Below are 24,796 nucleotides of genomic sequence, written 5' to 3'. Positions count from 1 at the left end.
TCGGTTCCTGTCGCGGCTTAATGACGTTAGATACGTCAATAAGTCGCTCCTGAATGCCTTCACACTCGCGGTTTCTATGGTGTTAATTGCCGAAACAACGCCAACAGTCACATTTCCACCAGCCCGCTCTTCTCCCCCTCTTGTCTCCCACCTCTCATCCGATATGTTTACTTTTAGTTCTTCAAACGTAACTAAAAGGTTAATAATAATGTCGAACACATTCCGTATCGCCCTACTCTCCGCTACCGTTTTCATGTCGTTTTCCGCTCTGTCCGCGCTGCCTCAGGGCTATCCGGCTGACTACCAAAAAGTCGTCGATGCCGCCACCAAAGAAGGCAAAGTGGTGATCTACTCCACCACCGACACCAAAGCAGCCGGGCCGCTGATTCAGGGCTTTGAAGCCGCCTACCCGGGCATCAAGGTTGAATACAACGACATGAACAGCACCGAGCTGTACAACCGTTTCATCAGCGAGCAGGCCTCCTGCGGCGGCAGCGGTGATGTGGTCTGGAGCTCTTCCATGGACACCGCGATGAAGCTCGCGACCGACTATGCCATGGAGTACGTCTCCGCTGAACAAAAGCAGCTGCCGAAATGGGCGGTCTGGCACAACAAAGCCTACGGCACCACCTATGAACCGGTGGTGTTTATCTACAACAAACGCCTGATCCCGGCGTCTGACGTGCCAGATTCACACGCCGCGCTGGCGAAGCTGGTTGCCGGGCAAGTCGATAAATTCAAAAGCAAAGTCACCACCTACGATATCGAAAAATCCGGCGTCGGCTTTATGCTGTCGGTGATGGATTACAAAGCCGATCCTCACTACTTCAAAACGCTGGCGGACGTGGCAAAAGGCGGCTTAGCGGTGCAGTCCTCCACCGGCACGATGATGGAAAGGGTCTCTTCGGGCGAAAACCTGATCGGCTACAACATCCTCGGCTCCTATGCCGAAGCGCGCGCCAAAACCGACCCATCGCTGGGCATCTCCTATCCGAAGGATTACACCCTGGTGCTGTCACGCGTCTCCTTCATCAGCCAGCAGGCCGAGCACAGCAACGCCGCCAAGCTGTGGATGGATTACGTGCTGTCGGAAAAAGGGCAGAACATTCTGGCCAATCAGGCGGATATCCCCTCTATCCGTAACGATATCGAAGGCAAAAACGACATCGACGGTATGACCAAAATGCTGGGCACGGCGCTGAAGCCAATCCCGGTTGATGAGTCGTTGCTGGAATACCTGCAGCCGAAAAAACGTCTGGATTACATCAAACAGTGGCGTGAAGCCGCGGCCAAATAAGCGCCTGAACCACGCGCGCCTTCACTGGCGCGCAGGGTCCTCGCTTCCTGAATTCGTGTTATCGGATCTCTTTGCTTATGAACGCATTACGTAGAAAGTGGCAGAGCCTGCCGCGCGGCGTCGTCGTGCTGATAACCGCGCTGGCTATCTACACGCCGCTGTCGTTTATCGTGATCCAAAGCTTCCTGAACGCGCCGTTTTTCTCACCGGCAAAGGCCTGGAGCCTTGAGTCCTTTGGCTTTATTTTTACCGACCCTGACTTCTATAAGGCGCTGAAAAGCGGCTTTATTCTTGCCTTCGGCCTGGTCATCATCGCCATCCCGCTGGGCGGTATTCTGGCCTTCCTGATGGTGCGTACCGACCTGCCCGGCAGACGCTTGATTGAGCCGCTGATCCTGGTGCCGATTTTTGTCTCGCCGATGGTGCTGGCGTTTGGTTACGTGGTCGCCGCCGGGCCGGTGGGCTTCCTGTCGCTATGGGCGCAGTCGCTGATTGGCTTCGTGCCGTGGAACATCTACGACATGTCGAGCATCGTGGTGATTGCCGGTCTGACCCACGTACCGCACGCCTACCTCTATATCTCATCAGCGCTGCGCAGCGTCAGTTCGGACGTGGAAGAAGCCGCGCGTATCTCCGGCGCGTCCCCGCTGCAAGTGATGACCTCGGTCAGCCTGCCGATGGTGCGGCCATCAATTCTCTACGCCGTGGTGCTGCTGTTTTTCCTCGGGCTGGAAGTGTTTGGCCTGATGCTGGTATTGGGCGACCCGGAAGGCAACATGGTACTGGCTACCTACCTGTACCAGTTGACCAACAAGCTCGGCACGCCGTCGTACCACCTGATGGCGGCGGTCGCCGTGGTGCTGATCTGCCTGACCATCCCGCTGGTGATGCTGCAGCGCCGCCTGATGCGCACCGCCAACCGTTTCGTCACCATGAAGGGCAAAGCCTCGCAGGCCCGCGCGCTGCCGCTCGGCAAATGGCGCTGGGTAGCGGGCGCCGTGGTGGCATTCTGGCTAACCATCACCATCGGCGTGCCGCTGATGGGCGTGGTGCTGCGTGCCTTTATCTCCAACTGGGGCGTGGGCGTTTCGCTGTGGGATGAGCTGTCGCTCAGCACCTTCCGCACCATCTGGGAGCAGCCGAACCTGCTGCGCGCTATCGTCAACTCGATGGCGATTGGCGTGATCGGCGGCGCGCTGGCGGTAGGCTGCTATCTGTTTATCGGCATCGCCATGCACCGTAAACCGGATAACACCACCCGCTTCCTCGATTACAGCGTGCTGGTGCCCCGCGCGGTACCCGGCCTGCTCGCCGGTCTGGCGTTCCTGTGGGTATTCCTGTTCTTACCGATGTGGCTCGATAACGCGCTGAAATCAGGCTGGCTCTCCGGCATGCCGTGGTCCCAGTGGCTGCGCGATAACCTGATTGTCTGGCTGCGCTCGTTACGCAGCACCATGTTCAGCGTCTGGCTGGCCTACACCGTGGTGTGGATGGCCTACGGCCTGCGGCTTATCTCCTCAACCCTGCTGCAGGTGGGGCCAGAGCTGGAAGAAGCCGCGCGCAGCACCGGTGCGACGCGCGGGCAGATCACCCGTCATGTCACCATTCCGCTGTCGCGCTACGGGCTGATTGGTTCCTGGCTTTTGATGTTCCTGATCTTTGAGCGCGAGTACTCAACGGGCGTCTATCTGCTGTCGCCGGGCACCGAGACCATCGGCTCGATGCTGGTTTCTCTGTGGGCGGCGGGCGCTATCGACATCGTCGCGGCGCTCTCGTTTATCAACATTGTGTTAGTGGTGATTGGCCTGGGGATTGCCCTTCGTTTTGGAGTGAAATTACATGATTGAATTATCGGTCGAGAACCTGCACTTAACCTACGGCGATAACCCGGTGTTAAAAGGCGTGACCATGAACCTCAAGCGCGGTGAAGTGGTCTCGCTGCTGGGGCCATCCGGCAGCGGCAAAACCACCCTGCTGCGCGCAGTCGCGGGATTAGAAAAACCGACGCAGGGGTCGATTACTATCGGCAACAACAAGGTCTACGACGGCACCCCGCGCAGCGAAATTCCCGCCGAGGAGCGCAACCTGGGGCTGGTTTTCCAGTCCTACGCCCTGTGGCCGCATAAAACGGTGTTTGAAAACGTGGCCTACCCGCTGAAGCTGCGTAAAGTGTCTACGTCAGAGATCAACCAGCGGGTGCAAGGCGTGCTGGATCAGCTAGGCCTTGGGCACCTTGGCAAACGCCACCCGCACCAGCTCTCCGGCGGCCAGCAGCAGCGCGTGGCGATTGGCCGCGCGCTGGTCTACAACCCGCCGGTGATTCTGCTCGATGAGCCGCTGTCCAACCTCGACGCCAAGCTGCGCGAAGAGGCTCGTGTATTCCTGCGCGAGCTTATCATCAAGCTCGGCCTCTCGGCGCTGATGGTCACGCACGATCAGAACGAAGCGATGTCGATTTCTGACCGTATCCTGCTGCTCAACAACGGCAAAATCGAGCAACAGGGTACGCCGCAGGAGATGTACGGCTCGCCGAAAACGCTGTTCACCGCCGAGTTTATGGGCAGCAACAACCGTCTGCACGGTAAAGTGACCGAAATCCGCGACGGCAAAGCGCGCGTGGAAGGCAGCGGCTGGGCGCTATGGGGCCAGGCAGAAGAAGGCGTGCAAGTTGGCAACGACGGCACGGCGGTGATCCGCGTTGAGCGCGTGGCGCTGGTCGATGGCCCGGGAGATAACCAGCTTGAGCTGCCGCTGGTCACCAGCATGTACCTCGGCGACCGCTGGGAGTATCTGTTCCGCACGGCCGGGGATGATTTTGCTATCCGCGCCTACGGCAACGAACTCCGCGACCCGCAGCACTGCCACCTGTCGCTGCCGGAAAAACACGTTTGGGTATTCCCGAAATCCTGATGATTCAGGGGGCGGCGCATGCCGCTCCCTTGTTATTGCTGACTTATAGCGCTCTCAGTCTCTGCACGTTCAGACTTTCCAGCTTACCATCCAGAATTGCCAGAAAATCATCGTGATAGGGCATGGCGACATGTTTTTTCAAATCGTCCTCTGATTTCCAGCGCTCAATAAACACGAACGACACCTTGCCTTCGTTTGCCAGCACGCGCACATCCGCAATCGCCCTGCTTTCGTGGAGATCGTACTGCAGACATCCGGCTTCCTGATGGGTGAGCGGCACCATGGCTTTCGCCGCATTGCGGACGGCGTCGAGGTGTTCGGGCAGAGGCGTGAGTGTGGCGACTATCTTAACTTCGCTCATGGGGGAAGGCCTTGTGTGAGTGAATGACATCATAGAGCGTAGATGGGGAGAGGCCGTGTAGCCATTATTCAAGGTAATGATGCGGAAACGATGCCCTTATCTTGGTATCGCTTAGACATCAGGGTATGATCCCTGATATACCCGCACCCCTCCAATTAAATCATCGCTATGACGCTTCCCTGCGTACGCTTTTGTTTTTCTGGAACAGGCGCATTCTCATCAAGCCTGGTGGTTGTCTCGCGAGTTCAATAATAGCGGCAAATAAGGTCCGGTTCGGCGAGACAAAAATAAACCATGAGCTAAAGTTCATAGCCGAAGATATCTCCAGCCATTCAGGTCTCAGTGTTTAATAAGTAGGTTTCCAATGACAACAGCAATCAATCAGAAGCTACAAAGCAGCCGTAAAGAGTTGCTGGATATTGGGCTTCGCAACAACATGCTCAATTTCCGTAAGACAGCTAAAACGCTGATGGTGGTGGATGAACTCTCCGAAGAGGTATTTAACCTCCTCTATCGCCAGGAAAAGGCGATGACGTTTTCGCCGATGGCTCGCAAGAAGCTGGAAGAATTGGCGAAACAGGAAGGGGCTGAGAGCGAAGAGGCGTTGCTGTCTGAACTGGAGAGCCAGGACTACGCTGGCATATTTGCCGAGGCTGATGATGAGGATGAAACCGGCAAGTCGCGCCGCCATCTGGATACGCGCCTGCAGACGGCCCTGTCCGATGAAAAGCTCTTCCTTCAGCTCTTGAAAATACACACTGAGGCAAAAGGATTTATTGAGGAGCAGGGCGTTAACACGCTGTTTCTGGCCCTCGGTTTCCTGCATTGGTATGAAGCGGACAGTTCGGAAAACCTGCGTAAAGCCCCCTTGCTGTTGCTGCCAGTAAGCCTTGAACGCAGCGGCGCCAAAGATGCTTTCAAGCTGCAATATTCAGGCGACGAACTGGTCGCAAACCTCTCTTTGATAGCCAAACTCAAGACGGATTTTGGTCTGGATATGGCGTCCTGTTCATTTGATGAAGATAGCTTTGCGGCAGATGAGAACAGCCTTGATCAATTCTACAATGATGTTACCGATGTGGTTAGCAAACAGGGACGCTGGAAGGTTGCCAACAACGAAATAGCACTCGGCTTTTTCTCTTTCGGTAAGTTTTTAATGTTTAAGGATCTGGATCCTAAAAGCTGGCCTGATGAGAAACAGCCTGATGCCAACGCGGTCATGAAGCGTTTACTTGGGCCAGGCTTCGGCGATATACGCGCGGCATACAGTGAAGGTGTAAACATTGACTCGGTCATTAAACCGGGTGACGTGCATTTTGTGAAGGACGCCGATAGCAGCCAAACGGAAGCCATTCTGGAAGTGCGTGAAGGGTCCAACCTGGTCATTCAGGGGCCGCCGGGGACAGGCAAGTCACAGACCATCACGAATATCATTGCAGAATTGATCGGTCAGAAAAAAACGGTGCTTTTCGTTGCCGAAAAAATGGCTGCACTTGAGGTGGTAAAACGACGCCTTGATGAAAGCCATTTGGGCGACGCCGTCCTCGAATTACACAGCCATAAATCCACAAAGCAATCGGTACTCAAAGAGTTAGGCAGAACGCTGGATCAAGGACGCCCGCTGACCAAAGTGGGCGAAGAAGACCTTTCCAGTTTAAATGCGCTGCAAAACGACCTCAATGAATATTGTGAAGCAGTCAGTGCTTCAGCCGGGTCTAGCGGGCTACCGTTTATCGACGTGCTGGGTCGCTATCTGCAGCTTAAACGCGTTAATGCTGGGATGGCCGTCATTCCATTTGCGCCAATGGCAGCCTGGAGCTATGCCGATCAGCAAAAGCGTCGTGAACTGGTTGATGAACTTGTCCTGCATCTTAAAGAGATGGGACGCCCGGATCAGAGCACCTTCTGGGGAAGCGACCGAACGTACTTTTCACCGATTGAGCAGAGCAGCGCTAACGATGCCCTGCAGTTAGCGAGTTCGCATCTCAACGCGCTTCAGTCCACGGCGTCTGCGCTTTCTGAACGATTAATGCTCACCCAACCCGCAACGCTGGCAGACGTCGATATCGTGTGCCGGGCAGCACGTCGTGCGGCCGAAGCGCCACAGCTCGATGGGGTGCAGCTTTCTACGGGTGAGTGGCAGTCAAGGCGTGATGAGATCCGTGAGCTATTGGACGCCGGTGAGCGAATGACGGCTTGCCGTACCAGACACGATAGCCAGTTGATCGACGCGGCCTGGGAACAAGACCTTTTAGAGGTCCGTCAAAGCCTTGTGGCTTATGGCAATAAATGGTGGAAGGTGTTTTCTGGCCGTTTCCGGGCAGCCCGTACGCGTTTGCAAGGGTTATCCCAGAATGCATTACCGAAGACCAACGCGGCGATGCTGGAGTTAGTGGATTCAGTACTGACCTACCAGCAAAGTAAGAAAGTGTACGATCAGCATGAAGTGCTGGGTAGCGCCCTGTTCGGCGCACAATGGCAGCGCCAGAAAACGGATTGGCCAGTGCTTGAACACTTGAGCACCTGGGTTATTAAACTGCATGACGATCTGGGAAATGGGCAGATTCCAAAAGGTATCATCGCTTTCCTATCCGGGCATGCCGATGCCAGCGGTCTGGGCAATTCCGTTGCCGAAATAGAACAACACATCAGCGGACTGGAAAAGGGACTGCATAGCGCGCTTGAAGTCACTGGAATGCAGACGGAAAGCACCAAATCCAGCGTAAGGACACAAGGTCTCACCACGCTTGGCGAACGGTTACAATTGTGGCAGGAAAGCCTGAATGCGCTGTATCAGATAGCGCGATTTAACGTACTGGCAGAGCAATTGCGCAAGGCTAATCTGGACGATCTGCTAGAGATTGCCATCAGCATTGATAAGCCCGATCGGCTCACGGCGATTTTAGACTTCTCATGGTATTCAGGTCTGGTCCAGAAGGTATACGCCGAGAAACCCGCGCTGCAGCGGTTTGATCGCATTAAACACGATCACCAGATTGCCCGTTTCAAGTCACTCGATCTGGCTTCGCTTAATCATGCCCAAACCTATTTGGCTAAGCAGGTATGGGAAGGAATGCCTAACATCAATCAGCCCGGCGAAATGGCCGTACTGCGCGCTGAACTGAACAAGAAACGCAGACATATCCCGATAAGACAGTTGATTGATAAGGCTGGCCGGGCCATTCAGCAGATCAAACCGGTCTTTATGATGAGCCCGATGTCGATTGCGAACTTCCTTCCTCCAGGGAAGGTTGAATTTGACGTTGTCGTGTTCGATGAAGCCTCTCAGGTGAAGGCTGTTGATGCATTCGGCGCAATTATGCGCGGTAAACAGGTCGTTGTGGTCGGGGATACCCGCCAGATGCCACCGACTGATTTCTTCAGCCGCGACGTTGAGCTAGACGATGACGAGGCCGCCATTTCCGATATTGAAAGTATCCTCAGCATGTTTAAGGCCGCTGGTAGCCAGGAGCGCTATCTTCGCTGGCACTACCGGAGCCGTCACGAATCATTGATTGCCGTCTCTAACGTGGAATTCTATGACAACAAACTGGTGGTATTCCCTTCTGCTGGGCAGCATCCGCATGCGCGCGGAGTCAGTTTCAACTATCTGCCTGAAGCCTTATATGACCGGGGACGGACGCGTACCAATAAAGGTGAAGCCAGGGCGGTTGCCCAGGCCGTCATTGATCACGCCATTCGCACACCAACGCTCTCTCTGGGCGTCGCAGCATTCAGCGTAGCGCAACGCGATCTCATCCAGGTTGAGGTTGAACTACTGCGCCGCCAGCGACCTGAAGCCGAAGCCTTTTTCACTAGCGCGGGTAGCGAACCGTTCTTCGTCAAAAACCTGGAAAACATCCAGGGTGATGAGCGGGATATGATCTTTATCAGCATCGGTTACGGGCGCAATGAATCCGGGCGGATAGCGAAAGAATTTGGCCCGCTTAATCGTGAAGGCGGACACCGCCGACTCAATGTTCTGATCACCCGCGCCAAGCTGTCGATGCAGGTATTTTGTAACTTCAGAGCCGAAGAACTTGAGATTGATTCTGGCGCCAGCCTTGGCGTCAGAGCGCTAAAAAACTTCCTGAAGTATGCGGAAACGGGCGAACTTGAGGTCGCAGTAGAAACCGGGAAGGCCCCCGATTCACCGTTTGAGCAAGAGGTTATTGAGGCGCTGCGTGAGCGCAACTATGAAGTTGAGCCGCAGGTAGGAACGGCCGGGTATTTTATCGATATTGCGGTCAAAGACCCCGAGTATCCAGGACGCTATATCCTGGCCATTGAGTGCGACGGCGCGGCTTACCATAGCTCACGTTCAGCTCGAGATCGCGACCGCTTGCGTCAAGGCGTCCTGGAAGGACTAGGCTGGAACTTCCATCGAATCTGGAGCACCGATTGGTTCCGCAACCCGCAACAGGAGATTACCCGGGCAGTCGCGGCTATTGAAGCAGCCAGAGCGAAGATTGCTGAAGGGCGAAGTGTGGTTGAGCCCGTTTCCGAGCCCAAACATGAAATTGAGCGAGGCGCACCGGCCGCAGAAACGGAAGTGCTCTCCAGCTTGAGTCAACCCTACGTGAAAACCAGGCTGGCGCCGGTGATGGCAGCAATCAATCTCCATCAAGAGAAGCCAGAACGCTTAATGCAGATGATTCAAACGGTTGTTGATACGGAAGCGCCGGTGCACACCAGCGAAGTCACCCGACGTCTGATGGAAGCTTTTGGCGTGACCCGTGCGGGTTCGAGAATCACCGCTGCCGTTGAGGGGGCCATTAACCTTGGTACCAGACGCAACATCTTCAGCACCAAAGGGGATTTTGTCTATTCCACGGATAGTTTACCGATTCCAATTCGCAACCGTGCCCATTTGGAGTCAGCAGAACGGAAACTGGAATGGGTAGCACCTGAAGAAATCGATCGGGCGCTGTTAGAAACCATCATGCTCGGTTTCTCAATGAGTCGTGAGGATGCCATTTCTGGCGCGTTGGATCTTCTGGGCTTTGGACGCGCGACCGCGAAAATTTCTCAATCGCTAGAGGAGAGGATCGGCAACCTTATTTCCCAGAGACATTTAAAGATGGCGGATGGTGTCATCACGGCCGCCAATACTTCCCATTAAGTTTGAATGTCATACTCTTAGGATGCCTCCTTCATTTTGGAGGCATCACATTGAGTTGAGGGCGGAATCATCCAACAATCCGCCATTCAGGCAATGACCGCAATTACCTTTTGGTAGCCTCTACCAATCTTTGTCGATCGGAAGTGCTTATATTTCCCGCCAGATTATCCAGGTCTTGCTGGCTGAGTCGTGGCAAATAGGGCAGTAAGAAAATCGCAGTCGATAACCGACTATCCCCGGTTCCGTCAAGCATACTGACAGCGTCATCCACGCTAATTTTGGCGGGTAAAACGGTGGCGAGTGCTTCTATCGTGCGATTACGGGTACTGTTCTTCGTCGTGCCTAGCAACGTCAAAATGGAGGCGTTATCTTGAGCTTTGGCAAGGCGCGGGACCAGCGAATAGACGCCGGAGTACCACGAATCATTCATGCCTCTTAACATGGACTCGGCATCGCTTCCCTTCAGGCCGGGAGCCAGGTGCGGTGCAACCGTTTCCAGGCTGCGTGAACGGGAGCTGTTTTGTGTACGCCCCAGCAACTGCGCGCCTTCTGCTGCCGTAAGATTCTCAGGCAGTCTTGGCGAAAGCGTAGAAAGCGCAGAAGTCCAACTATCGTTAGTATTTTCAAGCAGTTTCAGCGAGCCTGAAAGCGTCAGCGTATTCGCCAGCACGGGCTGCATCGCTTCAATGGTATTGTTGCGCGTGCTGCCATTGAGGGAAGTCAGCAGCATATTGAAACTGTCTTCCGGAAGCGGTTGTGGCAGTAAATTTACCAGCGTACGAATCGCACTGCTGCGGCTGTCGTTCATCGGCCTGAGAATTTTTTCAACAACGGTCATATCAAAAGGCGCCACGCCTTTCGGGGCCAGCGACTCAAGGACTCGCGCACGGCTTGAAGACGCCGTGGTTCCCAGCAGCGCCAGAATCTCCTCGTCTTTAAGATTATCGGGTAACGCCGGATTCAGCGTTATCACGGTAGAGTCCCAGCTATCTCCGGTTAAATTCAGTAATTTCAGCGCGTCGGCGACGACAATAGGCTGCGCCGTGAAAGGCAGCAGACGCTCGATCAACCGGCTACGTTCACTGTTGCTGGTGCCGCTCAATAGCGACAGCATTTGTCCGGCGCTAATCTTCTGACTTTCTATGAGAGGGCTTTTTTGTAATGCCTCAACGCGGTCACTCGCACGCAGTTGTTTAGCACTCGCGACCAGCGCATCAATGCCCCCGGCGGCTTCACTCTCTTCAGGTGCAGCAGAGACAGCAGGTGTGGCCTCTTTCTCAGGTGCCTTTTCAACAGCAGGTGCTGGCGGCGGAGTGACTTTTTTCGCTTCGTTTTTCGACGGTTGCTCGACACTCGCTGGCGCGGGTTTAGCAACAGGAGGCGCTGCTTGCGGAGCCGGTATTGACTGCACGGTCTGCACCTGAGTCGCATCATCCTGTGAGGTAAAGACAAACACACCAGCGACCGCTAACAGCGCCACGGCACCGACGCCCATATAAACTTTGTTATTGGATTTCGGCTTCAGTGGCAGAGGCTGAGGCTTTTCCGCCCGGGGAGGGATTGTTGGGCCTTTCCCGCTCTTCGGTTGCGCCGAGGCCGGTTTATCAACCACGGCAGCCGGTTTCGCACTGGACACATTCAGCTTACTGGCGGCAATCTGACGCAAAAGCGATTCCGTCAGCCGGGTCATGGTCTCTTCATAGTTGGCAAATAAATCAAGGAACTGGGCGTTCGTCAGGCTATATTCCAGCGCATTACGCGGGACGACATCCTCAATCCGCACCGGTATCATCGGTTTGCTTTTGCCGCTGGCAATGGCCATCTCACGCGGAATTTCTTTGGAGTTATTGGCGTGATCGCTAAATAACAGCACCATCGCCGGGGCCGCTTCAAGCGCATCAACGATTGATTTCTGATAATCAGCACCAGGCTCAATATCACGGGAACTGATCCAGCAAGGAACGCCGCGTTTTTCAAGGTCGTTAATCAGTCGATATGCCCAGTCCCGGTCACGGGAGGAGTGGCTAATAAAAATAGGTGATGACATGTCTATCTCTTCCTGAAATCAAAATAAAGTCATAACGGCAATTTGCTTGAACTGGTGAAGATGAACCACTTATCCCTATCGTCTAAGACGATATCAAGGAACGTCTTAACGCCATCGCGCAACGCAGCATCATCAACCAGCAAGCGCTGTTCGTTAGCAACCAACCCTTGCGCGAAGTTATCCAGTAAACGTTTTGTTTGGTGACACTGCTGCGCGAGTTTTTCATATTCAGCAGTAGAGGCGATGCCGTGGCAGCATGAGCCTAATGCCGGAAGAATGGCGGAAAGCGCTGAGAGCGCCGCGGAGTGAACAACAAAATGTGCCAGACAGCAGACCAGCGTCAGAATGAAGCTCCATTTGGCAATGGCGTGCAGACGATGCTGGATAAAATGATATTCGCGTGCTTTTTGCGCATTATAAGCCTGCTGCCCGGCCAGCAGTACCTGCAAACGACGCAACATCGTTTCAGCGGAAGGCATCGTGGCGGCCAGTATGGCCTCAGGGATCTGATATTTATCGATCACATTATCTGGCTTAAGCCATACGATCGCATCCTGATAACGCAAAATTTCACTTATAGTACGATGCCGCTGCCAATGACCTCGCCAGTCCTGAAAAAGGACGCGACCAGGCTTATTATCTTTATTCGCCATTCCAGAGGCATAAATGGTGATGATCAACGCAATCGCGAAAAGCTCAAGTAATACGAAAATAAAACCATAATGATGGACCGCCTCTTCCCCTAGCATTCCAGAAATAGGGATAACAGCGAATACCACTGCGAGGAATCCCAGGGTATAACTCAGCAGAACGCCACCACGGAATAAGCAACTGTAATGATGTGACTGCTCCTCATGCCAGCTCAGATCGCGCCACTCTTCGGTATTGAGAGTAGGCGTTTTCTCCTCATGAGCATCGTTCTGATGAGAATCTTCCTGAGGTTTGCTGTGTTTCTTTAAATAAGCGTTATGCCGAATTGAAATATGTTTAAGCGCAAAATGTAAAGGGTTCATTTATCCTGTACCACGTCCAAAGATATTAATTTACGTTTAGCTGTCGTTTTTCTTTTGCCTAATGCCTGAAAATAACGATATTGTTCTTCAGTGACTGAGGTTTTCAATGAAGTGAAATCCTGAAAAAGCTGAGTAATCTGCGCGGTACCGCCCATCCCCCGAGCCGGTTTACCATCCCATGCGGAGAAAAGCACATCAGACTGGTTTGCAATATAAACACCAACGCTAAGGTATTGAAAGTTGCGGCCAGCTGCATCAGGCTGTACATCGTTCTCGGTGAGCCAAGGGCAGCGCGGTAGCGTAAACACGGTTTGCGCCTTTTCCAGCAGCATTTGAAATTCTCCGAGGGTATCAGGAAAATCGCTTTCGTAATTTTTTTGCGCAAGGGGAAGCGGGACGCTGTAAGGGATACCTAACTGAACTAACACCCGGGCAAAAATACGGTCCGCACCTTCTGCAAGTGGCGTTAATCCACATACCTCGTTACCGCTCGCAAGTAATATCTCCCCCTGGCGTAATAGCATTTGAAATAGATTATCAGGGTGCAATATGCGCCGATGACCGGTAATTCCCCAAACAGGTTTTTCCTCAACGGACATATGGCGCCCCTTATTTTAATTAGATCATTCCCATAACAGATTACAGAATGCAATTGGTATTACAAGTGCCAAAGTCAATAGTTTTTATCTGAATTATGACGTGTTATGCCTCGTCACGCAGACAGGCATTTTTTACCCTGTGTATCCTTATCCCCCACCGAGTTTTTCCTTGCTTGCTATACTGCGACACATTAGATTACAAATAATTAACACAATGAAACATTCAATTGCATTGTGAATACATCGCATTAACAACCGGTTACGTAGGAAAGGCAGACACGCGTGAAGAAAGCAAACGTATCGATTTACCGCTGTACGTTGGGGCTGCTGTTAATGGGCTCGCTGTTCTATCTGACCCCAGCCCTGGCTGCCAATCCGCTCCTGACATCCCCTGGCGCTGGCGACACCACACAGACGCACGCCGATAACCAAGCGCGTGGCATTCTGGTGGCCCTCGATCAGGCCACTCTTTCAAGCGAACTGGCTGGTCGCATCGTCGAGATGCCGTTCAGAGAGGGCGAAGCGTTCAAAAAGGGAGATACCCTCGTACGCTTCGATTGCAGCATTTATCAGGCACAGCTCTCGGCATCACAGGCGGCCGCGCGGGCAGCCGAAGCCGAACTCAGCCAGAACCAACAGCTGGCACAGCTCAAGTCGGTGGGCAAACACGCGGTAGCACTCTCCGCTGCCCATTCAGCCCAGGCGCAGGCCGAAAGCCAGGTCTACCAGATTCAGGTCAACCGCTGCCGTATCACCGCACCGTTTGACGGCCAGGTCGTGAAACGCCGCGCGCAAACCTTTGAAAGCGTCGCTCAAGGCACACCACTGCTGGATGTGGTCAACAACCGCCACCTCGAAATCAACCTGCTGGTCTCTTCCCGCCTGCTGTCGGTGCTGAAACCCGGTTTGACCTTCACCTTTACGCCGGATGAAACCGGTACGCCGCTAGAAGCGAGTGTCGCCCGACTCGGCGGGCGTATTGATGAAAGCAGCCAGACCATCGGCCTGACCGGTACGCTGGTGAAGGCTGACGCCAGCCTCATGGCGGGCATGAGCGGCACGGCACAGTTCCCGGAGGCGAAGTGAGTACTTCCCCCACGCCTGCCACAGCCAGCGCGGCGGTCTTTGCCCGTTTTCTTGATGTTGAGCAGCAGGCCAGAGCCGCCACCAGCAGCGAAGAGTTGGCATATTGCATCGTCAACGACAGCCAGCCGCTGTTTGGCTATCGCCACGCGGCGCTGATGATCAATGGCCGCGTGCGCGCGGTGACCGGCGTAACCCAGCCCGCGCCTCACGCGCCGTTTGTAGCGTTTATCGAACGCGCCTGCGCCCGCTTACAGGCGGCGGACGACAAACCGCTCAACCAGTGCGGGATCATTGAAGCCTCACTGCTCGACGAACAAAGCCGCAGCGACTGGCAGACCCTTTCCGCCCCGGAAGCCCTGTGGTCACCGCTAAAAGACCGTCAGGGAAAAGTCTTTGGTGGCATCTGGTATGCCCGCGAGCAGCCGTGGCAAAACGCCGATCGGGTGCTCGCGGAGCAGCTTGGCGGCGCATTCAGCCACGCCTGGCTGGCGCTGGAGCCGCAAACCAACCGCTGGCATCGCCGCAAAAGGCGCTGGAAAATGGCTATCCCGCTGCTGGTGATACTTGCCTGCCTGTTTATTCCGGTGCGCCAGTCGGTGCTGGCTCCCGCCGAAGTGGTCCCTCACCAGGGGCGTGTGGTCGCCGCCCCGCTGGACGGGGTGATCCAGTCCTTTGCCGTGCAGCCAAACCAGAGCGTGCACCAGGGTGACGTGCTGGTTCGCTTCGACGATACCACCCTGAGAGCACAGGCCGATGTGGCCGAACGCGCGCTGAATGTGGCAGAAGCCGAGTTTCGCGCCAGCTCGCAACGCGCATTCCAGGATGCAGACGCCAAAGCCAAACTCGATTTCCTGGCCGCACAGGTGGCGCAGAAACGGGCCGAACGCGACTACGCCAGCGCCCTGCTTAACCGTACTGAAATCCGCGCCGACCGGGACGGCATTGCCGTATTTGCCGACGCCGACCGCTGGATTGGCAAACCAGTTCGCACCGGTGAGCGCTTAATGGAGCTGGCAGACCCGACGCTGGCCGCGCTGCGCATTGAGCTGGATGTGGGTGACGCTATCCAGTTAAAACAGGATGCGCTCATTACCCTGTTCCTCGACAGCGACCCCATCACGCCGCATGCCGCCAGGCTCGAGCGCATTGCGTATGAATCCGAGCAGACCCCAGCAGGTAACCTGGCGTACCGACTGGATGGGCGCTTTAGTGACGCGCCACCGCGTATCGGCCTGCGCGGTACCGCCAAACTGTCCGGCGAATATGTGCCGCTGGCGGTCTACCTGTTCCGCCGTCCGCTCTCAGTGATCCGCCAGGCTATCGGCCTATGAACACGCTGTTACCGGCGCTGCGCTCCGATCTCCAGGTGGCAGAATCTGCCGCAGGCATTAACGGTGCGCCGCAATGGGTGCTATCGGACCCGCTCACGGGGCGCTATTTCACCCTGACGCCCACGGCCATTCGCCTGCTGCGTCACTGGTCGCTACGCCTGCCGCAACAGATCCTCGCGGCGGCCAACCAGGAGCCGGGGCTGCCGTTGCAGGTCAAAGAGCTGGAACAGTTGCTGCAGTTTTTACGCCAGCACGATCTGGTGACCTCGGGCGACGCCGAACAGCGCCAGCGTTATCTCGGCAAAGCCCGCGCCATGCGCACCAGCTTGTGGAAGAAGGTGCTACACCAGTATCTGTTTTTCCGTATCCCACTCTGGCGACCCGACCCCATTCTCAACCGCTGCTGGCCCTGGCTTAAGCGCTACGGCACGCCGCTGCTGATGGTGGTCTTCCCACTGATCCTGGCGCTAGGGCTGTTTCTGGTCAGCCGCGACTGGGTGCGTTACAGCCACTCGTTCCCGCACCTGTTCAGCCTGCAAGGGATGGCGGTGTTCGGCGTGTCGCTGGTCATTGCCAAATTTATTCATGAACTTGGCCATGCCTTTATGGCCAAGCGCGCGGGCTGCCGGGTGCAGAGCATGGGGGTGGCCTTTATCGTGCTCTTCCCGCTGTTCTATACCGATGTCAGCGACGCGTGGAAGCTCAAAAGCCGCCGCTCGCGACTGCTGATTGGCGCAGGCGGCATTCTGGCCGAGATACTGCTGGCAGTTATCGCGCTGCTGGTGTGGACGCTGTTGCCAGACGGACCTTTGCGCACGGCGGCCTTTATGCTCTCCAGCGCCACGTGGATAACGACGCTGGCCGTCAACCTCAACCCGCTGATGCGCTTTGATGGCTACTTCCTGCTGAGCGATTTCTGGCGGGTGGAGAACCTGCAAGAACGCGCTTACGCCCTGTGTCGCTGGCGGCTGCGGGAGATGCTGTTTGGTTACGGTCATCCGCCGCCGGAAACCTGGTCACCCATGATGAAGCGCAAACTGCTTATCTGGGGATACGCCTCGTGGATCTGGCGCTTCTTCCTGTTCTTCGGCATCGCCCTGGTGGTCTATCACTTCTTTATCAAAGTGGTTGGCATCGGTCTGATGCTGGTCGAAATCATCTGGTTTATCGCGATGCCTGTCGTAAAAGAAATGGTTACCTGGTGGTCTATGCGCTCTGCCATACATCCTGCAAAACTGCTCCGCACAGCCCTGTTATTCGTGGTGCTGCTGTTTGTTCTGTTCTTCCCGTGGCGTGGTAGCGTGCGCATTCCGGCGGTGCTGGAAGCCGCCAGCGTCAGTACGCTCTATTCGCCGCTGGCCGCCCAGGTGAAAACCCTGCACGTCAAAGACGGGCAGCAGGTTAAGGCCGGGGATATTCTGCTGGAACTGACCTCCAGCGATGTGGATTATCGCCTCGACATTGAACACCAGCGCATCGCCTTGCTGCAACAGCAGCTGCGACGCGGCGCCGCACGGCAAGAAACCGCCAGCGAAACCCAGGTCTTCGACCGGCAGCTGGCCGAGTCGCTGGCACGCTATCGCGGTCTGGCGTCCCAGCAACAGCAGTTGTCTCTGCGTGCGCCGCAGGCGGGTATCGTGCGGGATATTGCCCGTGATATGACGCCAGGCCGCTGGGTCTCCGCCGATACGCCGCTGCTGCGCGTGGTGGAGCCCACTCTGGGGCGCGTGGTGGGTTATATTCCAGAAGATAATCTGGCGCAGGCCCGCGCGGGCATGGAAGGTGTGTTTATCTCCGACGACCCGGCGTATCCACGCCAGCACGTTAGCCTGCTGTCGATTGCCCCGACCGGCAGCGCCTCTTTGCAGCAGGAGATGCTGGCCTCCGATCGCCACGGTCCTATTGCCGTGCGTCGCGACAGCCAGCAGTTAGCGCAGCCGGTGCAGGCACAGTACAGCGTGCGCTTTACGCTGGCGGCAGACAGCCAGATCCCGCAGCAGCCTCTGCGCGGTAGCGTGATTCTGGACGGCGATAATGAATCGTTCGTCAGGGCAATATGGAGACGTATTGCGGCGCTGGGAATACGCGAGAGCGGGTTCTGATTCCCATCAGAATATATTTTATAGCCGGGATTATTTATCCCAAATAAAATGAGAATAAGTAACCCCTGCTAAATAGTTAATTAGCGGATATAAACATCACGATATTTCCTTTTAATTTCATCGAATTATTTTTCAGCCATCTGGTTTCAAGTTAAAGATCCTGGGTCTATGGTTTTTATATAACGGTTTTTTGCCACTTTATTACTGCATTAAAAAAACAAGAGTACAGCTAGATTTTTTACATCCGTGTTTTCTCATCTCAAACCGTGTTTATTACAAGGATAATCAATATGCAAAATACCTCGTCGTTATTCGTTAAATCCGCACTGGCCGCGTCTTTTGCTTTTGTTATCTTCCATGCTGAAAATGCCGCAGCCTGTACCGAAGTTGACAGTACTTATATAGGGTCCATCTGCTACACCGCGGCAAACTTCTGCCCGATAGGCTATTTGCCAGCAGATGGGCGGTCAGTAAATATTAATGTGAATCAGGCGCTCTACTCCTTGCTGGGTTCTAATTACGGCCCGGCAACCGCTACCGCGTTTTACCTGCCTGACTTGCGAGGCAGAAGCGCTATCGGCACCGGGCAAGGACCGGGGCTAAGCACCATCATTCTTGGTCAGAAACCTGGTGCGGAAACCGCGACATTAACCGTCAGTAACCTAGCTCCCCATAACCATCCGGTCACCACCGTTCAGCCCACAAATAATAACGTCACGATTCCTGAAATAACGGGGAATCAGTCGATTACCGCCAGCCTACCGCTTGCCACCACCACGCCAGCATCGGGCGGAGCGGCACCCACTGTAGGCGCCAACTACCTCTCGGCGATCAGCGCAACGGTGCCTGTAGGGCTGGCGGCACAAAATGCCACCTTCAAAGGCCCGTATGTGCAGGGCAAACCTGCGTCGGGTTCCACCCTGCCTGCGGATGTCAGCGTCACCGGTACCCCGACCATCCCATCGTTCTCCTTTAAGGTGCCGGAAACCCAGATTGGTGTAACCGGGGGTGGGCAGGCATTTTCAGTACGCGATCCGGCGATTGGTCTGACTGCTTGTATCGCGGCGAACGGCCTTTACCCCTCGCGCCCATAATGCTTATTACAGGCCACCAGTGCGTGAAATGGTGGCCTTATCTGAAATCAGAAGCAGAACTCATACTTTTTTATTAGATGCATGAAATTAACATTACAAACACTATTATTTTGACTTAATTTTACATATAGAAAACAAAGCAATTATTTCGCAATTATTTAATTACCATTTCGTCGCATCACTTTTGCAGTCCCTCCGTATTACAGCGCGGGCCTTTTTGATAACTCGTTGATTTTCTGGAGTACCCATTATGTTATGGCGCCATTTGTTACAAACACACAGAAACAGCGATGAGGCCCGCAGCGCCCAGCCAAGCGCCTCGCCTGCCCCGATCGGTTTCGCGCTTGAAGCGCGCATGATGTTTGATGGTGCAATCGCCGCCACGGTCAACCAGGCTGAGAATGCCCAACCAACCGCCGATGCTGCCGCCACTGCGGCCAGCGCCACGACGACCGTGGCCAACAGCGACAGCGCCCATGCCGGGGACGGCACCCAGACCCAGCACACGGAAAGCCAGGACAACCAGAAAACGCAGGGCACGACAGACAACCACACCGACAGTGATACCCATGCCGCCAGCGATATCACGGCAGCCGGAGAGAGCACGCGTAAAGAAGTGGTGTTTATCGACACCTCACTGACCGATTATAAAACCCTGGTGGACAACGTTCCGGCAGGCATTGAAGTTGAGCTATTTGACGGCAGCAAAGATGGTCTCAGCCAGCTCGTTCAATGGGCGCAGAGCCACAGCGGCTATGACGCCATTCATATCCTGAGCCACGGCGGAGAAGGGGAAGTGCAGTTGGGTACGCTGATGCTGAACAGCGCCACTGCCACGACGCGCGCCGCCGACCTGGCCACGCTCGGCTCAGCCCTGACCGAATCCGGCGATCTGCTGCTCTACGGCTGCGATGTAGCAGAAAACACCGGGCAAAGCTTTGTCTCTCTGTTAGCACAGCTGACCGGGGCGGATATCGCCGCCTCCAGCGATCTCACCGGCGACAGCGCGCAGGGCGGCGACTGGACGCTGGAAAGCCATACCGGCAGCATTGAAGCCGCGGCACTACATGTTGACGGCTATCAGCATCTGCTGGATGTCAGCGATACCAACGTCGAGTATGTGCTTAACGGTATCAGTTACTCCACCAGCCCGGTTGGGGCGGGTGTCGAAGTGTTTTTGGATCTGATGCCAGATACAGACACCTCGTTGTGGTATGTCGATATCGATCCCACTACATCGACCATCACCATGACGATGCGTGACGGGGTAGCAGCATACACCGGCTTGACCGGTTTTCAGCTCAACTTTTCAGGCAGCACCCTGGATGCGATTACGTCAATCACTAAAGATAACGCCGGGACTACCAGCGCAGCGGATATCTCAGCCAGCGTCAACGGCAACGACAAAACGATTAGCTTCCATATAAACACGGATGAAACCAGCGGCGATGGCGTGATGGTCTGGCATTTTACCTCGACCAATACGGTACAAGACACTGCCCCGACGGTGAGCGGCACGGCCAGCAATCCGACCTTCACCGAAAACGGTGCGGCAGTGGGTCTGTTCAGCGGCGTCACCGCCGATACCCACGACACCGGGCAGACCTTCACCGGCGCACTGCTCACCGTCAGCAACGTGTCGGCAAACACCGAATACCTGACTATTCATGGCGTGAACGTCGCCCTGAGTAACGGCAACAGCATTTTGCTGGGCGGCAGCTACGGCACCGCCAGCGTCAGCCTGAGCGGGGGAATTGCCACCATCACCCTGAGCGGAGCCACGCTGAGCAATGCCGATATGAGCAGCCTGCTCTCCGGCATCACCTACGGTAACAGCAGCGACAACCCAGGCAACACCACGCGCGTCGTCACGTTGACCCAGTTGACCGACTCCGGCACCAGCCACAACACCGTTGCCCCCAATATCAGCAGCGCGGTCACGGTAGTGCCGGTCAACGACGCGCCGACCGGGATCACCCTATCATCCACCGCATTCGGCCAGTCCACAGGGAGCAACGCAGTGGTTGCCACACTGACAGCCACCGATGTGGATTCCAGCGCCTTTACGTACAGCCTGGTTTCAGGCGCTGGCGATACCGATAACGCCCGCTTTACGCTGCTCGGCGATACCCTGCGGGTTAATGCTTCTGGCATGTCAGCCGGAACCTACTCCGTGCGTCTTCAGGTCTCAGACGGCCAGGCAACCTTCGACAAAGTGGTCCTCCTGACCGTTGTCGATGATATCGCCCCGACCTTTGACCAGGCACCGGCTATCAGCAACGCGACCTCCGGCGGTTTCACTATTAGCGGTAGCGTGACCGAAGCCAGCACCTTGTACTATGTGGTAGTACCGGACGGCGCCAGCGCACCGACCGCAGCACAGGTTATCGCCGGGCAAAACGCCAGCGGAGGCTTCGCGAACGCCTCTGGCTACCAGCTCCTGAATGCCTCGCCTTATGATTTCAGCCTGGCCCTTAGCGGCCTTGCCGCCAGCACCATGTACGATGTCTACGTGGTGGCAAAAGACAGCGCGGGCAATAATACGGTTAGCGTCGTCAAAATGGATGCCACCACCGCCTCGGCAGGCACTGCACCCAGCGTGAGCGCGACGGGCAGTAATACGGTGTTTATCGGTGGTATGGCGGGTTCTGTGGATCTATTCAGCGGAGTAATCTCCAGTACCAACGACAGCGGACAGACCTTCCGCTCAATGACACTGCGCGTCGAAGGTCTTAGCAACAGCGGCGAATTTATTAACGTGGGCGGCACCAATCTCAGCCTTGACGGCGGCGATTCGGGCACCCTGAGCGGTATCGGCAAATATACCATCTTCCGAACGGGTAATTTCGCTATCCTGGTGTTGAGCGAACTGAACGCCAGCAGCGAGCAGATTAACGGGCTGGTCGACGGCCTGCGCTATGGCAACAGCAACGAGAACGTCACAGCAGGCATCCGGCAGGTGACCCTGGTGAATATCAGCGACAGCGGCAGCAGCAATAACAGCACCGTGGTGAACATCAGCGCCTCGGTGAACGTGTTGGCCAGCAACGCTGCACTGTACGTCACCTCGGGCAGCGACACCGGCGACGATGCCGGTTTTGGTGGCTCCATTCAGGATGACGTTAACGACGGTGGCGGCCTGAGCCTGCGTGAAGCGCTCTACTGGGCCAACCAGATGCCGGGCGTCGATCGTATTGTTTTCCAGACCGACGTGACGCTCGCCAGCTCCATCATCGCGCCAACGCAAACCATGCTGATTGACGGCCAGAGCTTCACCCTTAACGGCGGCGGCTATTCTGGTTTCCAGATAGCCACCTCGTCGATCACCTTCGCCATTCAGAACCTGACGCTGACCAATTTCACCACCGAGAATAATGGGGTTAGCGGGGGCGTCATTGGCTTCCAGCCAAATCTGTTTGGTGCCAACCTACGCCTTTACAACGTTGATATGTCTAACAATATCGATAATGGCTGGGGTAACGGCATTATCGATATGTTCAACCTGGGCGCCGGGACATTTAACTTCGATTTCGATCGGGTCAATTTTCACGACAATATTCTGTACGGCGTCGCCAACGGTGACGCCGTCATCAGGCTCTTTGTCTCTGGCACCATGCAAACGGTGTCCATGTCGATCACTAACACAGCATTCGTTAACAATAATCAATCGGTTTACACAGACCCAACCAGCACGGGCAACGCCGCGCTGGACTTTATGGGTAACCTGGCCAACCCGGTCAACACCTTTATTACCCTCAATAACGTGACGATCACCGGGCAAAAACACGGGATTATTTTTGACTACTTCAATAACGCCAAAATCTGGAACCTGACGGTACGTAACTCGGTCATTAACGCCACCGACGTAGCCATGGTGATGAATAATTACGGCAGTGGGACAAGCCCTACTCTCAATGTCCTTGGCACCAATAACCTGATCGGCACCAACGTGCTTAACCAGCTCACCGCAACCGATCCGCGCCTGGCTGCAAACGCCGCCAATGCCATCAACCAGGGCGACCTCTTCTATGTCACAGGCGATACCGACGTACGCGGCCTGAATCGCATCCGTCAGGGCGGAGTCGATATCGGCGCGTATGAGTCGCAGTTTGCCGCAGGCACCGCTCCGCAGATCGATCTCGGCGGTACGGGCGCAGGCAGCAATTATGCCGCCACGGTCAATAGCGGACTCAGCAACGGGGTGCCCGTTGCCGATGCGCTGGCCACACTTATTCAGACCGACGGCGACAGCCGTATCTGGAGCATGACCCTGTCGCTTAACGGCGTACAGGATAGCGGCAGCGAATTGTTGACCCTGTCGCAGAGCGCGCGCCTCGCGGCCCACGCTGCAGGGATTAATATTATCAGCGACGGCCAGACGATAACCCTCACCGGCGGCGCCACGCGGGAAGCCTTCCAGGCCGTGCTAAGCGCGATAATGTACGTCAACACGGCGAACACGCCAACCGGCGGTATCCGCACGATAGCGGTCACCGTCAACGATGACGCCATCAGTTCCGCCACATCCAGCCTGACCATTATCACGGGCAGTCCACCGGTGGTTTCCACCCCTGTTCCGCCACAAAGCGTGGCGCAGAATAGCAACCTGAGCTTTACCTTACCAGCGGGTACCTTTACCGATCCGGATAGCGACCCGCTGACCCTAAGCGCCACCCTCGCTGACGGCTCCGCCCTGCCCGCCTGGCTGAACTTCGATCCGGTAACGGGGACGTTCTCCGGCACGCCGGACAATGCCGATGTCGGTAGTCTCAGCATTAAAGTCACGGCAACCGATACCGCCAGAAACAGCGTCAGCACCACCTTTAACCTGACGGTCACTAACGTCAACGATGCCCCGGTGGTCAGCATGCCGATCCCGCTACAGGCCGTGTGGCAGGGCCAAAGTCTGAGCTTTACCGTTCCGGCAGGTACATTCAGCGACCCGGATGGCGATACCCTGACCCTGAGTGCCACCCTCACGAGCGGCTCTGCCCTGCCGACCTGGCTGCACTTTAACCCGACCACCGGCACCTTTAGCGGCACGCCGGGCAATGCGGATGTGGGCAACCTCAACATCAGACTCACCGCCACCGACCCGGACAATGCCAGCGTCAGCACCATATTTAACCTGTTAGTGGTGAATGTGAACGACGCACCGGAAGTGGCAATAACGATCCCTACTCAAAGCGTGGCGCAGGACGGCAGCTTTAGCCTCACCGTTCCGGCGGGCACCTTCGTCGACCCGGATGGCGATACCCTGACCCTGAGTGCCACCCTGGCAGACGGTTCTTCCCTGCCGACCTGGCTGCACTTTGACCCGGCAACCCATACCTTTACCGGCACACCGGGCAACAGTGATGTGGGCAGCATCAGCATCAAAGTCACCGCCAATGACGGTGATGCCTCTGTCAGCACCACTTTTAGCCTGACAGTTATCAACGTCAATGACGCGCCGGTTGTCTCCACGCCGATCCCGGCACAAGGCGTGTTGCAGGACAGCAGCCTGAACTTCACCGTTCCAATCGGTACCTTTAGCGACCCGGATGGCGACACTCTGACCCTGAGCGCCACCCTGGCAGACGGTTCTTCCCTGCCGACCTGGCTGCACTTTGACCCAGCAACCCATACCTTCTCCGGCACACCGGGCAACGCCGATGTCGGTATCCTGAGCGTTAAACTCACCGCCACCGACCCGGGCAACGCCACCGCCAATACCACCTTTAACCTGTTTGTGGTGAACGTGAACGACGCACCGGAAGTGGCAATAGCGATCCCGACTCAAAGCGTGGCGCAGGACGGCAGCTTTAGCCTCACCGTTCCGGCGGGCACCTTCG

13 protein-coding genes are annotated in these 24,796 nt (G+C 55.8%); 9 read left to right on the top strand and 4 right to left on the bottom strand.

What is annotated here, in order from left to right:
• Window positions 1-208 precede the first annotated feature (208 nt).
• The 3 genes from V6944_RS15585 (at window position 209) to V6944_RS15575 (ending at window position 4,207) form a co-directional block, all read left to right on the top strand.
• Complete coding sequence (locus tag V6944_RS15585; RefSeq protein ID WP_333499623.1) at window positions 209-1,297, top strand: ABC transporter substrate-binding protein; 1,089 nt, start codon at window positions 209-211, stop codon at window positions 1,295-1,297.
• 77 nt (window positions 1,298-1,374) lie between these two features.
• Window positions 1,375-3,144 carry an ABC transporter permease gene (locus V6944_RS15580; protein WP_333499622.1) on the top strand — a complete coding sequence of 590 codons (1,770 nt, stop codon included), beginning with the start codon at window positions 1,375-1,377 and terminating at the stop codon, window positions 3,142-3,144.
• On the top strand, window positions 3,137-4,207 hold the full coding sequence (locus V6944_RS15575; RefSeq protein WP_333499621.1) for an ABC transporter ATP-binding protein: 1,071 nt from the start codon (window positions 3,137-3,139) through the stop codon (window positions 4,205-4,207). The genes V6944_RS15580 and V6944_RS15575 overlap by 8 nt, the downstream gene beginning before the upstream one ends.
• Window positions 4,208-4,250: 43 nt before the next feature.
• Here the strand turns inward: V6944_RS15575 and V6944_RS15570 are convergent, their stop codons facing one another.
• The gene (locus tag V6944_RS15570; protein WP_333499620.1) at window positions 4,251-4,568 is read right to left on the bottom strand and encodes a putative quinol monooxygenase; all 318 of its coding nucleotides are present in this window, start codon (window positions 4,566-4,568) and stop codon (window positions 4,251-4,253) included.
• A 364-nt stretch (window positions 4,569-4,932) separates the two neighbouring features.
• Here V6944_RS15570 and V6944_RS15565 point away from each other — a divergent pair, with 364 nt between their 5' ends.
• Window positions 4,933-9,690 (top strand): DUF3320 domain-containing protein, encoded by a 4,758-nt coding sequence (locus V6944_RS15565; RefSeq protein ID WP_333499619.1) that lies wholly within the window; start codon window positions 4,933-4,935, stop codon window positions 9,688-9,690.
• Window positions 9,691-9,793: 103 nt separating this feature from the next.
• Here the strand turns inward: V6944_RS15565 and V6944_RS15560 are convergent, their stop codons facing one another.
• Genes V6944_RS15560 through V6944_RS15550 form a run of 3 tightly spaced genes read right to left on the bottom strand, consistent with a single transcriptional unit; the run spans window position 9,794 to window position 13,349 of the window.
• Entirely contained in the window at window positions 9,794-11,737 is a 1,944-nt protein-coding gene (locus V6944_RS15560; protein WP_333499618.1) for a toll/interleukin-1 receptor domain-containing protein, read from the bottom strand.
• Window positions 11,738-11,766: 29 nt separating this feature from the next.
• On the bottom strand, window positions 11,767-12,750 hold the full coding sequence (locus V6944_RS15555; protein ID WP_333499617.1) for a hypothetical protein: 984 nt from the start codon (window positions 12,748-12,750) through the stop codon (window positions 11,767-11,769).
• Complete coding sequence (locus V6944_RS15550; RefSeq protein ID WP_333499616.1) at window positions 12,747-13,349, bottom strand: hypothetical protein; 603 nt, start codon at window positions 13,347-13,349, stop codon at window positions 12,747-12,749. Before V6944_RS15550 ends, V6944_RS15555 begins: the two co-directional genes overlap by 4 nt.
• 282 nt (window positions 13,350-13,631) lie before the next feature.
• On the opposite strand from V6944_RS15550, the gene V6944_RS15545 reads away from it, so the two are divergent.
• The 5 genes from V6944_RS15545 to V6944_RS15525 form a co-directional block, all read left to right on the top strand.
• Complete coding sequence (locus tag V6944_RS15545) at window positions 13,632-14,435, top strand: efflux RND transporter periplasmic adaptor subunit (RefSeq protein WP_333499615.1); 804 nt, start codon at window positions 13,632-13,634, stop codon at window positions 14,433-14,435.
• Window positions 14,432-15,766, top strand: coding sequence for an efflux RND transporter periplasmic adaptor subunit (locus V6944_RS15540; protein ID WP_333499614.1), 1,335 nt, complete (start codon window positions 14,432-14,434; stop codon window positions 15,764-15,766). The genes V6944_RS15545 and V6944_RS15540 overlap by 4 nt, the downstream gene beginning before the upstream one ends.
• Window positions 15,763-17,868, top strand: coding sequence for an HlyD family efflux transporter periplasmic adaptor subunit (locus tag V6944_RS15535; RefSeq protein WP_333499613.1), 2,106 nt, complete (start codon window positions 15,763-15,765; stop codon window positions 17,866-17,868). The genes V6944_RS15540 and V6944_RS15535 overlap by 4 nt, the downstream gene beginning before the upstream one ends.
• A gap of 290 nt (window positions 17,869-18,158) precedes the next feature.
• A complete protein-coding gene (locus tag V6944_RS15530; protein WP_333499612.1) occupies window positions 18,159-18,962 on the top strand; it encodes a phage tail protein in 804 nt (267 codons plus the stop codon).
• Window positions 18,963-19,212: 250 nt separating this feature from the next.
• Window positions 19,213-24,796 (top strand): putative Ig domain-containing protein (locus V6944_RS15525; protein ID WP_442910747.1); only part of this gene is annotated, 5,584 nt, incomplete at its 3' end.

The organism is Kluyvera sp. CHPC 1.2972 (assembly GCF_036759925.1).
Taxonomy (GTDB): domain Bacteria; phylum Pseudomonadota; class Gammaproteobacteria; order Enterobacterales; family Enterobacteriaceae; genus Kluyvera.
This window is presented reverse-complemented; position numbering and strand designations above follow the sequence as displayed.